The organism is Paenibacillus sp. YIM B09110 (assembly GCF_037167145.1).
GTDB lineage: Bacteria > Bacillota > Bacilli > Paenibacillales > Paenibacillaceae > Pristimantibacillus.
On the sequence record NZ_JBANSP010000013.1, the window covers coordinates 165,815 to 181,469 of the forward strand.

General features: G+C 56.9%; 11 protein-coding genes. All 11 read left to right on the top strand.

Going from position 1 to position 15,655, the window contains the following annotated elements:
* Nucleotide 1 precedes the first annotated feature (1 nt).
* The 11 genes from V8F51_RS19595 (at nucleotide 2) to V8F51_RS19645 (ending at nucleotide 15,347) form a co-directional block, all read left to right on the top strand.
* A complete protein-coding gene (locus V8F51_RS19595) occupies nucleotides 2-1,813 on the top strand; it encodes a cache domain-containing sensor histidine kinase (protein WP_337102094.1) in 1,812 nt (603 codons plus the stop codon).
* A gap of 12 nt (nucleotides 1,814-1,825) precedes the next feature.
* Nucleotides 1,826-3,400 carry a response regulator transcription factor gene (locus V8F51_RS19600; protein ID WP_337102095.1) on the top strand — a complete coding sequence of 525 codons (1,575 nt, stop codon included), beginning with the start codon at nucleotides 1,826-1,828 and terminating at the stop codon, nucleotides 3,398-3,400.
* Between the two features lie 153 nt (nucleotides 3,401-3,553).
* Nucleotides 3,554-4,972, top strand: coding sequence for an ABC transporter substrate-binding protein (locus tag V8F51_RS19605; RefSeq protein ID WP_337102096.1), 1,419 nt, complete (start codon nucleotides 3,554-3,556; stop codon nucleotides 4,970-4,972).
* Between the two features lie 101 nt (nucleotides 4,973-5,073).
* Entirely contained in the window at nucleotides 5,074-5,976 is a 903-nt protein-coding gene (locus V8F51_RS19610) for a carbohydrate ABC transporter permease (RefSeq protein WP_337102097.1), read from the top strand.
* Nucleotides 5,946-6,821 (top strand): carbohydrate ABC transporter permease, encoded by an 876-nt coding sequence (locus V8F51_RS19615; protein ID WP_442956462.1) that lies wholly within the window; start codon nucleotides 5,946-5,948, stop codon nucleotides 6,819-6,821. The genes V8F51_RS19610 and V8F51_RS19615 overlap by 31 nt, the downstream gene beginning before the upstream one ends.
* Before the next feature lie 15 nt (nucleotides 6,822-6,836).
* Nucleotides 6,837-7,913 carry a M24 family metallopeptidase gene (locus V8F51_RS19620; protein WP_337102098.1) on the top strand — a complete coding sequence of 359 codons (1,077 nt, stop codon included), beginning with the start codon at nucleotides 6,837-6,839 and terminating at the stop codon, nucleotides 7,911-7,913.
* Nucleotides 7,914-7,953: 40 nt separating this feature from the next.
* Entirely contained in the window at nucleotides 7,954-8,826 is an 873-nt protein-coding gene (dapA, locus tag V8F51_RS19625) for a 4-hydroxy-tetrahydrodipicolinate synthase (RefSeq protein WP_337102099.1), read from the top strand.
* A 26-nt stretch (nucleotides 8,827-8,852) separates the two neighbouring features.
* The gene (locus V8F51_RS19630; protein WP_337102100.1) at nucleotides 8,853-10,289 is read left to right on the top strand and encodes an aldehyde dehydrogenase family protein; all 1,437 of its coding nucleotides are present in this window, start codon (nucleotides 8,853-8,855) and stop codon (nucleotides 10,287-10,289) included.
* A 23-nt stretch (nucleotides 10,290-10,312) separates the two neighbouring features.
* Entirely contained in the window at nucleotides 10,313-11,734 is a 1,422-nt protein-coding gene (locus V8F51_RS19635) for an NAD-dependent malic enzyme (RefSeq protein ID WP_337102101.1), read from the top strand.
* Entirely contained in the window at nucleotides 11,731-13,038 is a 1,308-nt protein-coding gene (gene rpoN, locus V8F51_RS19640) for an RNA polymerase factor sigma-54 (RefSeq protein WP_337102102.1), read from the top strand. The genes V8F51_RS19635 and rpoN overlap by 4 nt, the downstream gene beginning before the upstream one ends.
* A 98-nt stretch (nucleotides 13,039-13,136) precedes the next feature.
* On the top strand, nucleotides 13,137-15,347 hold the full coding sequence (locus V8F51_RS19645; RefSeq protein ID WP_337102103.1) for a LamG-like jellyroll fold domain-containing protein: 2,211 nt from the start codon (nucleotides 13,137-13,139) through the stop codon (nucleotides 15,345-15,347).
* The last annotated feature ends 308 nt before the right edge of the window (nucleotides 15,348-15,655 follow it).

Consider the following 15,655-nt stretch of genomic DNA (forward strand, 5'->3'; position numbering starts at 1 on the left):
GATGAAAATACGGCGGGGCAGAGTATGGAGGATCCGTACGATACGGGGTAAATTTCTGATGCTTACCTTGCTGCTTACGGTCGTGCCGATGTTTGTCCTAACCTTTACCTTCCATCGCATAGCCGTACATTCCCTCGTCGGCAAGGCGGAGGAGCGCGCGACGCAATCGAGGCAAATGAGCGAGAGCTTCTTGAACCGCACGATTGCTGATCTTCACGATTTAACTAACGCTATTCTAGGCAACCCCGAAGTACAAGCGATATTGCAACTGCGCCCGGCGGACGATTACGATTTCCTTCGCAACGTAGAGCGGGTGAACAAAATTATCCGAGCGCAAACGCAGACGAAATCCTACATTATATCCACACTTGTATACGCCCCCGGCGGCGGTGAAAATCAAACGTTCTATCAAGGCAACGATTCGATCCGCTTCGGGGGTCTCCCGACTGAACTGGAAGCCCGCATTTATTATGACCAACTGCGCAGCGACAATCGCATCATGTGGCATGACGGCTCACCCTTTGAAGGCAACGGGAATGCTTCCGCGGATGATGAGCATCTGTATGTCGGCAAGCTGCTGCGGCAGACGGAAGGAAATTACGAAGATCTTGGTTTCTTGATGCTGGAAATCGAGAAGGTGCATTTTTTTAGCGGCATATCCGTGTTGGACCCGAATGATAAGGAGCAGTTCTGGATCGTGGACAGCGGCGGCAATTCGGTCTATCGGATGCCAGAAGGGGCCGTCGCGGATCATCGCGCGCTGCGCGAAGTCGCGGAAGCCGCAGCAAGCCGTCCGACGCAGGATAAAGGCTGGACGGATTGGAACGGCAAGCGGACGATGGTTTCTTACGCGCCGCTTGCGGCCAACCAATGGACGCTTCTGCACTTGGCCGAAGCGGACGCGTTATTAAAGGACGCGAATCAGATTGGCAGATGGACGATGGAAATATTTCTCGTCGTGTTCGTAATCGGCTGGATCGTCGCGTATCGGATGAGCGATACGATCAGGCGGCCGCTCCGCCGGCTGCGCCGCTTGATAGGCACGACGGGCGGCATGGCCTCGGCGCTCCCGCCTTTCGATCCGCTGGACGAAGTCGGACAGATCGGCGACCGATTCGAGCGGATGATGACAGAAAACAAGGAGCTGAACGAGCGGGTTTACGAGGCGCTGCTTTCGCGGAAGGAAGCGGAATTCCGGGCTTTGCAGGCGCAGATTAACCCCCATTTCCTATACAATACACTGGAATCGTTGAACGGCCTGGCGCTTGCGAGCGGTCATAACGAAATGTCCGAGGTCATTGGCGCGCTAGGCAAGTTTTTTCGTATCGCGCTTAGCCAAGGCAGCGAGGAAATTACCGTTGCCGACGAGGCAGAGCATGCGGGCGCGTACGTTCGCGTCCAACAATTCCGCTTCAAGGACAAGTTGGAATGGATATCGGAGATCGACGAAGATATTTTGCACTGCCGTGTGCCTAAGCTGATCTTCCAGCCCATCGTGGAGAACGCCATCTATCACGGGGCAAAGCGAAGGAAAGACGTAGTCTACCTAATGCTGTCCGGCGTTCGTGAAGAAGGACGACTGCGCTTCTCGATCAGCGATGACGGTAACGGTATACCTGAACAAAGGCTCGATGAAATTCGGCGAACGTTGAGTGGACAGCATGAGGAGGTCGGCGCAATCGGGTTCGGTCTAAGAAACGTGCATGAACGGCTGCGACATTACGGTTCCGAATTCGGCGTTCACATTGCAAGCGAGCTCGGAAAATATACGACGATTACTTTGTATGTTCCCATTCGTGAGGAGCAGTCTTAGAGGGGGAAAAAGATGCGTCGATTGCTGATCGTTGATGACGAACACCACATTCGCGAAGGCTTGAAGCATCTGATTGCTCAGATGGAGCTACCTGTCCAGGTTGCAGGCGCCGCCGAAGACGGGGAAACGGCGATGCGCCTATACGAGGAGCTGAAGCCGGACATTGTTCTTCTCGACATCAACCTGCCGGACTTCAGCGGATTGGACGTGGCACGTCGAATTCGGGCTATTGACGAAGAGACGCAGCTGCTGTTTCTGACCGGTTATAACTCTATGGCGTTTATTCGGGAAGCGATCACGCTCGAGACTGTCGATTATATGCTCAAGCCTATTACGAAGGATGAACTGACGTCCGGTCTGCTTCGGGCGGAGGAGCGATTGTCGAGACGCGGTCGGTTTGACGAAAGCGGTGATGCTAGACGGAGTCGGGAGCGTCACAGAATGCAGGAATACGCGCTGCTGGATTTGCTTCTGCAGCGGCGGTCTTGGGGTGACGCCATCGCGGAGCTGCGCGCTGCCGGGGCTCCGCTTGCAGAAGCGAAGCCGCCTTTCGCAGTGCTTTGCTGCGAGCTGGATGTGCTGCCCTCCCGGCTCTCGACGGCGGAGGATCGCCAACTGTACGGCCTCGCGTTCGCCAAGCTGGCGACCGAAGCGGCGCAAGTAAGCGCGGCGGCATACGGAGCGGCGACGTCTCTTGACCGGCTGCTTATCGTGCTCTCTTCCGCCGGAAGGGGAACGGTAACCGAGGCGGCCAAGAGCGTTCGAACCGCCGTCCAGTCGTATATGGACGTGTCGATTACGATCGGCGCAAGCCGGTTATTGTCGGAGCTGAAGCTGCTGCCGGAAGCTTATAGGGAAGCGCTGCATGCAGCAGAGCATAAGGGTTGGATAGGAGACGGGCAGATCATTCCGTACGAAAGCGTGCAAATCGCGACCACGAACAATCGAACGCTGCTCGACAAGGAGTTGATACTCCTGTCCGAAATCCGCGCGGGAAACGACGGCGCTGTGTTATCGATTCTGCAGGAATGGACGGCGCAATTCGCAAGCCTGCCATCGCGGCAAGTGAAGCTGATGGCGACGCAGCTCGTGCTCTATGTCATGCGGGTCGTTCAGGACTTTCCGCTGCCGGACAGGGGCGGGCGATTCTGCCGTGATCCGCTGCTCGAAATGTCGCGGATGACGAGCGGAAGCGACATTGTCGCTTTCATTTCCGATTATTTCTTGAAAGTCGGGAAATGGATTCGGGAATCGCGGGAGTTTGCCGTTCCGAAGATGTTTGAGGACGCGAGGCATTGGATACGCGAGCATTTACACGAAGAGGCGAGCCTGAACGGTCTCGCTGATTATTTGCACTTGAGCCCGAAGTACGTCAGCTCGCGCTTCAAGCAGGTGACCGGCGAGTGCTTTGCCGATTTTTTAAGCCGCGTTCGCTTCGAGCGGGCCAGGGAGCTGCTGCTCGATCCGGGACAAAAGGTGTCCGCGATCGCGGAGGCGGTCGGTTATAGCGATACGAACTACTTCAGCATGGCCTTCAAAAAAAATATGGGCCTGACGCCGTCGGAATTTCGCAAACGATACCTCTGAGCAACAGAGGTATCTATTTTGTTTATAGGGGCTACAAGCTGAAACAATCGGACCAAAACAAAGAGGACATGGAGCAACCTTATATTGGCCGTCACCGGAAAGTCGGATAATGAATGCGAAAGACTTATTTCCATATGGAGAGGGGATTCCAGCATGATGGTGATACGCAGACGAAGATGGTTTTTCCTATTGTTGGCTGTCTTGCTTGGCTTGATGGCAGCTTGCAGCTCGAACGGCGGCAATGGCAACGGAGACCCGACGACGGCCCCAAGCGAATCGAAGGCGCCGGCCGAAACGGAAAAGAGCGAAGCGCCGAAAGAAACGGTCAAGCTGAAGTTCATGTACTGGGGCAGCACGGACGAGAAGAAGGCAATGGATAACATGATCAAATCGTTCAATGAATCCCACTCTCACATCCAGGTGACGGGCGAGCATGTTCCAGGCGATTACAACACGAAGATGAATACATTGATGGCGGCTAACGAGCTGCCGGACGTCGCTTATCTGGGTGACGGCTTGACGAACAAATGGGGCAGCGAGGGCAAGCTGCTTGATTTCAGCCAATACTACGATACTTACCCCGAGCTGCAAAACAAGCTGAAAGCTTCGTATCTGTTCACGGAGCCAGGCAAAGCGGTGGCCAACTTTACCGCGCTCGAGGTTATGGTCCTCTACTACAACAAGGATATTTTCACGGAAGCAGGCATCGCGCTTCCGCCTTCCGATCCGACGCAAGCCTGGACGTGGGATGAGTTCGTATCCGTCGCCAAGAAGCTGACGAAAGACAACAAAGGCCGGAATGCGGAGGATCCGAACTTCGATGCGAAGAACATCGATACGTACGGCTTCTCGTTCGGTACCGACCGCGGCACGTACGGTCCGCTGCTCGAGAGCAACGGGGCAGGCATTCTGGACGATTCCGGCAAAAACTACGCGCTTAACCAGCCGGAGGCCGTCGAAGTGTTCCAGAAGCTGCAGGATTTGATTTATGTCCACCACGTTTCTCCGAATCTGATTCAGCAGCAAAATATGCCGGATAACCATGTTCGCCTTCAAACGCGCAAAGTCGCAATGGTGCTCGACGGAACGTGGGCGCTGCTCGACTTGACGAACAACAAGGAACTCCATTACGGCATCGGCGTGTTGCCGAAGCTGAAGGAGCCGAAGACGGTCATTCTGGCCGGTACGACGGTCGTCTTCAATTCGACGAAGCATCCTGCCGAGGCGCTGGAGTTCTACTTGTTCCATAACAATCCGGAGCAGGTCGATTTGTACCGTACGGGTCTCTGGATGCCGACGGAGGAAAAGTATTACTCGGAAGAAGCGGCCATTAAGCAGTGGACCGATAATCCCGCGCATCCGCCGGAATTTCTGCAGGCCGGCATCGAATATACGAAGGGCTATGCAGTCAAATCTCCATCGACGGCGATCAAAAATTGGCCGGAAATCAACAGCAAGCTCACACCGGGACTGGACCTCATATGGACGAACAAGAAAACAGCCCAAGAAGCGCTCGATGAACTGAAGCCGCAGATTGAGCCTCTCATCCAAGGGGAATATCCGAACGAATAACGGCCCGTATCCGTACGTAAAGCGGAATGCGGCGGCGCTGGCCGCCGCTCCGCTCCCTTGATCGCCGCATCGTTCACCTATTCCGGAAGGAGGGAGCCAATATGAGTCGCAACAAGTCCGGACTTCTCAAGATGGAACGCCGCTGGGGCATGCTTCTCGCGCTTCCGGTTACGCTGGGATTGATTCTGTTCGCCATAGGCCCGATCATTGCATCCTTTGCCTTCAGCTTGACCGACTGGCAAATAGGCGGACAATCCTCTTTCGTAGGCTTGAGAAACTACGAGACGATTTTAACGGAAGACCCGGTATTTACGAAATCGCTGTTCGTGACCGTCTATTACGTGCTCGCTACGGTGCCGGTCGCTATTGTCGCCGCATTCGGGCTGGCCATGCTTCTGAACCGCAAAGTAAAAGGATTATCGATTTTTCGCACGATCTTTTTTTTACCCTCCATCGTTCCTCGGATAGCCAGTACGATGCTGTGGCTGTGGCTGTTCAATCCCGACTTCGGCTTGCTCAATTCGATGCTCGAATTCGTAGGGCTGCCCGGCAGCCAATGGATCTATGCGGAAGAAACGGCGATTCCCTCGATCGCGCTCATGAGCGTATGGGGCGTCGGCAATTATATGATCATTTTTTTGGCCGGGCTGCAATCCGTTCCCGCGCATCTGTACGAAGCGGTTGAAGTGGACGGGGGAGGAGCTTGGCGCAAGTTTTACCATGTCACTTTGCCTTCGATGACGCCGACGATTTTCTTCAATATGGTCATGATGCAGATCGGGGCTTTCCAAAGCTTCGACAGCGTGTATGTCATGACGCAGGGCGGACCGAATAACGCTACCTTGCTCTATGTCGTCTATCTGTACCGCGTTGCCTTCACCGAGACGAAGATCGGTTATGCCTCCGCGCTGTCCTGGATTTTGTTCATTATTATCGTCGTGCTGACGCTCATTACGTTCCGGACGTCCCGCAAATGGGTGTATTACGAAGGGGGCGGAAAATAGTGAGCAGAACCAATCCCCGCATCGTTACGTATATTACGCTCATTTTGCTCAGCCTGCTGATGATTTTGCCGCTCGTTTGGCTGGCCCGAAGCTCCTTGATGGATAATGCGCAAATATTCATTTTCCCGCCGGAGTGGGTGCCCAGCCCTTTCCGTTGGAGCAATTATCCGGAAGCGCTCACCGCCGTGCCGTTCAGCCGCTTCTTCCTGAATACAATGACGCTTGAATTGCTCACGGTAAGCGGCGTTCTCGTCACGACGATCATCTCGGCCTATACGTTCGCAAGGCTGAGGTGGCCGGGAAGAAACATCGTGTTCGGGGTGCTGATGGCAACCGGCATGCTGCCTGGCGCAGCGACGCTCATACCCATGTTCGTCCTGTGGCGGGAAGTGGGAGCGCTCGATTCGTTCGTTCCGCTCGCGCTGCCCTCTTGGTTCGGCGCCGGCGTCTATACCGGGCAAGGCGTTTTCGCTATTTTTCTAATGCGCCAGTTTTATTTGTCCATTCCCCGCGAGCTTGACGAGGCGGCCTATATGGACGGCGCAGGGCCTTTGACGGTGCTTTGGCGAGTCATCATACCGCTATCCAAACCCGCTTTGCTGGTCATAACGGTCTTTTCGTTCAACGACGTGTGGAATCAATTTTTGGAGCCTACTCTGTACCTCAGCTCGGAATCCAACTTTACGATGGCGTTAGGGCTCGCTTCATTTAAAGGACTTTACAATGCGCAGTGGGGCTATCTGATGGCCGCGTCGGCTACGATGGTCGCGCCGATTATTTTGCTTTTTTTCCTCGCGCAGCGCTACTTTATCGAGGGCATTACGCTGACGGGGATTAAAGGGTGAGGAGACTGACTCCGGATGACGAATGAAAGATTGTCCAGACTGCGCTCCGTGCTGAAGCAGAGAGGGTTAGAAGCCATTCTCCTTTCGCATGGACCGAATCGCCTATACATGACCGGGTTTACCGGAACTTCGGGTTATGCGATCGTTACCGGCGGGCACGCAGTGCTGCTGACCGATTTCCGTTATCTGTCGCAAGCGGCGGAGCAAGCTTCGCTCTTTACGGTGGAACGGCACGGGGAGCGGCCCTTCGCGTCGATCGCGGAGCTTGTCCGCAAGCTCGGCGTTCGCGAGCTGGCTGTTGAAAGTAGTCGATTGACCATGGCGCAAGCCCGGATGCTGCAAGAGGAGTTAGGCGGTAACGGATGCGTGTGCGTAGAGACCGAAGACATCGTGGAGAAGCTTCGCAACGTCAAGGACGAAGGTGAGATCGCTTCGCTCAGGGAAGCGGCTCGCATTGCGGACGAGGCGTTTTTTCAAATATTGCCGCTCATCCGTCCCGGCACGACGGAGCGGAGAATCGCGGCGGAGCTGGAATACCGCATCCGGCTGCTTGGAGCGGAATGCGGCTGGCCGGGCTTTATTGTTGCCTCGGGATACCGATCGGCGCTGCCGCACGGCGTAGCGAGCACGAAGGAAATTGGCCAGAACGAATTCGTGACTCTCGATTTCGGCGCGATCGTGAACGGGTACATGTCGGATATAACAAGAACCGTATTCGTGGGCAAGCCGGATGAAAGGCAGCGGGCAATATACGATGCGGTACTTGTCGCCAACGAAAAAACGATTCGCGGCTTGCGCCCCGGCATGAACGGCAAGGAAGGAGACGCGCTCGGCCGGGATGTTATCGCCGAGCGGGGCTATGGCGAATATTTCGGGCACGGTCTGGGGCATGGCATCGGCTTGGAAATTCACGAGCAGCTTCGTCTCTCAAGGCAAAGCGATTCCATTCTCGAACCGGGCAACGTGCTGACCGTTGAGCCGGGCGTGTACATTCCGAACGTGGAAGGCGTCCGTATCGAGGATGATGTGCTTGTGACATCGTATGGCGTAGAAGTGCTCACATCAAGCCCCAAAGCGCTTATTGGGATCTAATATGGACGGCTTGCGCTGTCATAACGAGGAGGAAACAAGAATGAGTCTTTTTACCGGCGTTTATGTCGCGATCGTTACCCCTTTTGATGACAAACTGAATGTGGACGTTTCCCGCTTGGCTGAGCATGTCGACTGGTTGATCGGCGAAGGCGTCGACGGCATTGTCCCGACCGGCTCGGTCGGGGAATATGCGACGTTATCCGCGGAAGAGCGGAAGACGGTCGTCGAGACGGCCATTGCCGCCGCGGCAGGGAGGGTGCCTGTGATCGTCGGCACGGCCGCGCCATCTACGGGGATGGCCGTTCAATGGGCGGAGCATGCCAAGCAAGCCGGCGCGGCGGGCATTATGGCGCTGCCTCCGATCAGCTACAGGCCGACGGAAGCCGAGGTGTTCCACCACTACGAGTCGCTGTCCGCGGTCGGACTGCCGATCGTCGTATACAACAATCCGCATGATTACCCGACGGACATGAAGCCGGCTTTTCTGCAGAAGCTGTCCGCGATCGAGAATGTAGTGGCCGTCAAGGAATTCTCTGGCGACATCCGAAGAGTTCACGATATTCAAAGGCTGACCGATCTGCAAATCATGATCGGCGTTGACGATTTGGCTATGGAGGGCGGACTGCTCGGCGCATCGGGCTGGATCGCAGGTCTTACGAACGTATTGCCGGCGGAGAGCGTTCGGATGTTCAAGCTCGCCCAGCAGGGAAAGTTGGAAGAGGCGATCGTTATTTACCGCAAATTAATTCCGTTATTCCATTGGGATGCGAATCCGCGCCTCGTTCAGGCGATCAAATACAGCATGGAATTGGCTGGACGGCCAATGGGACTGACTCGTCCGCCGCGGCTGCCGCTGACGGAGGCGGAGCAGAACGAGGTTCGGGAAGCGTATGCGTACGCGACGGCTGAATAGACGGTACTCGGAAGGGAGCGATCGATATGGAATCAAGAAACTGGATTGGCGGAGGATGGAGCAAGCCGGAAGCGGGCACGCTCGAAATCCGAAATCCGTCGGATCTGGCCAAGACGGTCGGATACGTCCATTTGTCCAGTAAGGCGGATCTATTCGCGGCGGTCGATGCTGCGCGGAGCGCGCAGCCGAAGTGGGCGGCGATGACGGGAGCCGCAAGAGGCGAATGCCTCTACCGCATGGCCGGCTTGCTGGAGGCGCACGGAGCCGAGCTGGCGAAGCTCGCCAGCGCAGAGATGGGCAAGCCGATTGTCGAAATGCGCGGGGAAGTGGCGCGCGGCGTTCATTTGCTTCGCTATTATGCAGCGGAAGGCGTCCGTGCGAACGGTCAGATGATCCCTTCGTCGTTCGCGAATGTAAAGCAGTATTCGGTCCGCGTCCCGATCGGGGTGGCAGCGGTCATTACGCCTTGGAATTTCCCGGTGGCCATTCCAATCTGGAAGATTGCTCCCGCTTTGATATGCGGCAATACGGTCGTCTGGAAGCCGGCGGAGAACGGTTGTCTAACCGCGGTCAAGCTGGCGGAAATATTCGCCGAAGCTGAATTGCCCGCAGGTACGCTTAATTTGATTATCGGCAAAGGGAGCATCGTCGGCCAAGCGTTGCTTGCGGAAGCGGCGATCGACGCGATCAGCTTCACGGGGTCTTCCGCAACGGGGCTGCGGGTCGCTGCTGCGAGCGCCGCGCGGAATTTAAAGTACCAGACGGAGATGGGCGGCAAGAACGCCGCCGTCATCCTGCGCGATGCCGATCTTGATGCCGCGGTCGCGGCTGTCGTAAGCGGCGCATTTCGCTCCGCGGGGCAGAAATGCACGGCGACAAGCAGGGTTATCGTCGAAAGGACGGTTTACGACGAGTTCGCGTCCAAGACCGCCGAAGCGATGGCGAAGCTGCGAATAGCGAATGCGATGAACGAAGGTGCGTACCTCGGACCCGTCGCATCGTTGGAACAATTCAATACGGTGAACGGGTACGTGGGGACCGCGCTCGCGGAGGCAACAATCGCAGCTGTCGGTCCGGGAGCTGAAGGGGAGGGTGAAGGGTACTATATTTCTCCGCTGCTCGTGGAGGGGGTATCGGCCGAGCATCCTCTCGTTCAAGAGGAGGTGTTCGGCCCGCTGGCCGTGATGCTCCCCGCGGATAACATCGACGAAGCGATCGGACTTGTCAATCGGACCGTCTTCGGCCTTAGCGCCTCGGTGTTCACAAGAAGCTTGAACGACGCGTTCCGGTTTCTGGATGAAGCGGAAGCGGGCATGGTACGGGTTAATCAGGAAACGGGAGGCGTCGAATATCAGGCTCCCTTCGGCGGGATGAAGGATTCGAGCTCCCATAGCAGAGAGCAGGGCCAATCCGCGCTCGATTTCTACACCCATCTAAAGACATGCGCGATTCAATACCGTTAACGCGCGGTGAATGGAGGAAAGACATGGATACGGGTTACGGGGGAAATCTTATCGTTCGCTTGGAAATGGAATTCGCCCCCGCCGCTTCCGGCCGGCTCGTAACGGCGATCGGCTTGGCGGGAGGCGACGTCGTCGCTATCGATGTGATCCGTGCCGGCAAGCGGGGAATTCGCGATTATACGATTCGGGTCGCGGAGTCATCGCCAGGTGCAATCGTGGAGGCCATTAACCGAATCGAAGGGGTATCGGTCGCGAAGGTATCGGATCAGACGCTGCTGCTGCACCTCGGCGGAAAGCTTGAGGTGACGCCGCGGATCAAAATCAGAACGCGCGACGATCTATCGCGCGTCTATACGCCAGGGGTCGCCAGCGTCTGCATGGCTATCCACGCCGATCCCACAGCGGTTCATACGTTGACGATTAAACGCAACACGATTGCCGTCGTCACTGACGGCACCGCCGTACTTGGACTCGGGAACATCGGGCCGGCGGCGGCGATGCCGGTGATGGAGGGAAAGGCGATGCTGTTCAAGGAGCTGGGCGGCGTCGACGCCTTTCCGATCTGCCTCGATACGCAGGAGACGGAGGCCATTATCGATACGGTAGTCCGAATCGCCCCCGCGTTCGGGGGCATTAATCTGGAGGATATATCGTCGCCGCGCTGCTTCGAGATCGAACGCAGGCTGCAGGAGCGGCTCGACATCCCGGTCTTTCACGACGATCAGCACGGTACGGCCGTCGTGATGCTCGCGGCGCTCATCAACGCGGCCAAATGGGTCGGCAAACCGCTGGCCGGATTGCGCGTCGTCGTATGCGGAATCGGCGCAGCGGGGACGGCAATCGTGAGCATGCTGCATTCGGCGGGCGTGCGGCACTTGTACGCCGTTGACCGGCAAGGCATTCTGATGCGCGACGGCAACTACGACAATGAGGCGTGGCGGCATTGCGCGACTATTAGCAATCCGGACGGTCTGTGCGGAGGGCTGCGCGAAGCGCTTGCCGGCGCCGATGTGTTCGTCGGCGTATCCGGGCCGGGCGCCTTGCTGCCGGAGCATGTGTCTCTGATGGCAAGCGAACCGATCGTGTTCGCGCTCGCCAACCCGACGCCGGAAATCATGCCGGAGCTGCTTGAGGGCATAGCCGCCGTCGTCGGTACGGGAAGATCGGATTATCCGAACCAAATCAATAACGTGCTTTGCTTTCCGGGCATATTCCGCGGCGCGTTGGATTGCCGGGCATCCCGCATTACGGAAGGGATGAAGCTCGCCGCCGCCGGGGCGATTGCAGCGGTCGTCGCGGACGATGAGCTGGCTGCGGATTACATCGTTCCGAGCGTATTTAATCCGGCCGTCGTCGAAGGCGTGCGCCGAGCCGTCGTTTCCGCGGCATATGCGGACGGCGTCGCGCGCAGGCGAGACACTAGGGGAACGGAGCGGGATCAATGACGCCGCCGAGCTCGGCTATGAATATGCTCCTATTGCCGCAGATGCGTTGCTCGCTTGCGCCGGAGCTGCGGCAATCGCTCATGCTGCTGCAGATGACGACTGCGGATCTGTTCTCCTACTTGCAGGAGTTTGAACTGGACAATCCATTGATTCAGCTGGAGTGGATAACGCAAGGCGGCAATCGCAAGCGCGATGCCGGCTGGCTGGCCGAGTCAGCCGGTCTGGCGGGGCATCGCACGGAGCAGGAATCACTGGAGCAAGCGCTGCTCGCCCAGATTAGATTGTCTGACGCGCCGGGAGAGGCGAAGCGGGCTGCCGCTTTCCTGGCGGGCAGCTTGAATGAATCGGGGTATCTGGAAATCGGGCTCGACGACGCGGCGGCATGCACGGGGCTTGCGACGAGCGTCGTGGAAGCAGGACTGCGCCTGCTCCACGCATTGGAGCCGGCAGGCGTTGCGGCAGCATCGATGAAAGAATGTTTAATGCTGCAGGCATCCCGAGACAGCTTCGCGCCTAAGTTCGTCATAGAGCTGATTCAATGGCATCTCGGCGACGTTGCCAAAGGGCGATGGAAGGCCATCGGAAAAGCGCTGGGAGCAGGGGAACTAGAGATTGAACGCGCCGTTCGGTATTTGCGAGGACTCCATCCGCGTCCGGGGCTTCCATACGGTGAATCCGGAGTTTCGTACGCGATACCGGAGATCAAGCTGCGCCGAATCGAAGGCGGGGCGGGATTCGCCGTTCGTGTTGCGTCTCCGTTCCAGATAAGCTTTCATGCGTCCGTGCTTGATACGGGAGCGGAATCTCGCCAGTGGAGGGACTGGGTCGCGGCGAAGAGAAAAGAAGCTGCTCAATTGGAAGGGATGCTGCGCTTTCGGAAGAGCGCGTTAGCCTCAGTGACAGCCGCCATCGCCGCGCATCAGCAGCGGTTTCTGGATGAAGGCGATTCGGCGATTCGTCCTCTTAAGTTGGAGCAGATCGCCGCGGATACGGGCTATCATCTCTCAACCGTCAGCAGGGCCGTGCGAGGCAAGTACGTAGACACTCCGTTCGGCGTGCTTCCCATGCATCGGTTCTTCTCCGCCAGTCTCGGCGGAGACGGCGGGGAAGCGGTATCCTCCCGTGCGGTGAAGCATCGCATCCGAGCGCTAATCGCGGGAGAGAACAAGCAGCGCCCGTTCACGGACGCGGACCTCGCCGCGCGGCTTCGCGAGGAGGGAGTGACGGTATCCAGACGCACCGTTGCGAAATATCGGGAAGAGGAGCGGATTATGCCCTCGGCTTTCCGGGCTTTGACGCTGTGAACACGTCCGGCTTGTGAAGGAGGGATGCCCATGTAAATGCAGCAAGACGATGCGGTGCACACCTCGAATTTGGAACGAATGAAAAGGAGGCTCAAGTTATGGAATTTCATGCGGTTCAAAGCAAACGGAGCATGACGCTTAGTGCAGTCGTGTCTGCCCTATTAGTCGGGGCGATGCTCTTCGCCATGCTCTTCACAGGTCCCTCAAAACCGGTTTATGCTGCGGCAAACTACGCCGAGGTCGTCGATATTTTCGGACGGACGGTGAATGACAACGGCATCGAGCTTGTGGATTGGCAGGGCTATCTCGCTAATCCGTTCGTTAAGCTGACGGTAAAGCCGCCGACAAGCGCGGTATTCCCCGTTACGATTAATTTGACGACGCAAGGAACCTCGCGCCTCATGATGAACAAGCCGAGCACGATGTCGGCGACCGGCGCGGCGAAGACGTTGACCTTCGCCAATGCGTCTTCGACCCAAGAGTTCAATTTGGCCATACACCCCGATCGGGTCGGCGGCAACGGAGAGATCGAGAACTACACGCTGACTTTGCAGGTGGTTCAAGGCAACAACGCGACAAGCACGCAGGCCGTTGCGATTCGAGTACTCGATCAGGATGACAACGCCGAGCCGTCGTTGCCGCTCAAGTTCGACTACCGATTTGATACGATCACCAATATATTCGGAGATGCGAGCGTGAAGGCTGCCACGGAGCAGGCGATTAAGGACTGGTTCTATTTCTTCGACGAGGCGCCTTACGATACGGTGGCTTCCGGCGCGGAGCAAATCTGGCTGCCGGGGGATAACTGGCAGAACTCAATCTCCGTAACGAATAACGCCGCGTACAACGGGATGTGGATCTTTCTGCGCGGAATTAACGATCCATATTCGACCGGCTTCCCCGCGATCAACGGCAATTACCACAAGCGCGGAGGCGTTCAGGTGCCGGGGCCGATCCCGCGTTCGCTCGCAACGATACTGGACTTTTATACCGGCTTCACGCCGTTTACCTCCTTGAACGACGAAGAATATTACTTAACGCAGATGCCTTCCTCTACCTGTACGTCCAACTGCCAAACGGATTTGCTCGGCTTGATCGCCCATGAGTTCGGGCACGCGGTCGCCTTCCACAGCGATTGGGACGGCATGGCGGCCTATGTCGCCAACGGCGGCAACGATCCCGAGGTTATCGCTTACCAAGGCAACGCGGTGCCGCTCGACAGCAGCTACCACATCTCGGATGCGAACTCCCTGTATTGGGATCGGCTGAGCGGTCAAAGCGGCGGGCGCAACCATATGTTCCTGTCGAAAAGATGGATGATGACGAAGCTTTCTCTGCTGATCGCGGAGAACGCGGGATGGAAGCTGAACAAAAACTTGACGCCTTTCCTTGCGCCGTCCATCGTTACGACTTCCCTGCCAGGGGGCACGAAGGGCGCTGCCTATTCGCAGACGCTTACGGCGAAAGGCGGCGTACCGTTCTACGATTGGACGGTGTCAAGCGGAACGCTGCCGCCGGGACTGACGCTGGACCGCTTCAAAGGGACGCTTAGCGGAACGATCTCGAGCAGCGCGCCGCAGAACAGCTATACGTTCACGGTGCAATTGCGAGACTATGACGCGCTTAGAGCGCCGGTTACAAAGTCGTTCACAATCAGCTTGAACGGGACCCAACCGCCGACCGATTTGATCGCCCATTACTTATTCAATGAAACGAGCGGCACGACAGCAGCCGATGCTTCGGGCAACGGCTTGAATACGACGCTGAGCGGAGGCATAACTTGGGCCGCCGGCCATGCGGCTAATGCCGTTAATTTGAACGGAACGACGGGCTATGGCAGCTTGCCAAGCGGCATCGTCAGCGGATTAAACGATTTCACGATCGCCACTTGGGTTAAAGTGAACAATACATCGAACTGGACGCGAATATTCGACTTCGGCACAGGCTCGACCTCGAATATGTTTCTTACGCCGCGCCCGGGCGGCGCGGGGCTTCGGTTCGCGATCACGACGAGCGGCAGCGGCGGAGAGCAGAGGCTGTCGACGACGACGGCGTTCCCGACCGGCGTGTGGAAGCATGTTGCGGTAACGTTGAACGGAACGTCCGGCACGCTGTACGTGGACGGCGTCTCCGTAGCGACGAATGCGAATATGACGCTTAAGCCTTCGAGTCTCGGCAATACGACATTTAACTATCTTGGCCGATCGCAATATTCCGGCGATGCCTACTTGAATGGAGGATTAGACGATTTCCGGATTTACAACCGGGCGCTAAGCGGAGCGGAAGTCGCCGCACTCTTTAATAGCTGACCGCTGCAAATAGGGGCTGTCCCGAAGCCAATGGCTTAAGGGCAGCCCCTTTTGCGTAAATCTAGGGAAGTATAAGTTTCACCGTGAAACAATTGCTTTTGCCACCTGAGGACGGAGTCAGCCGTTTACGCTTGGTATGCAGCTAACCTCCGGTTGCTATGTTGGATTTTTGCAGTAACTTGTGACGGAATGAATGGTGATATGGAGCTATATTGGATATTCTCCAAGGCCCCCTAATTAAACTGGAGTCTCCCTATCCAAATAAATTAAAATAAGGACAAGGGAGATGATTCGGTATGGGTGGTAAG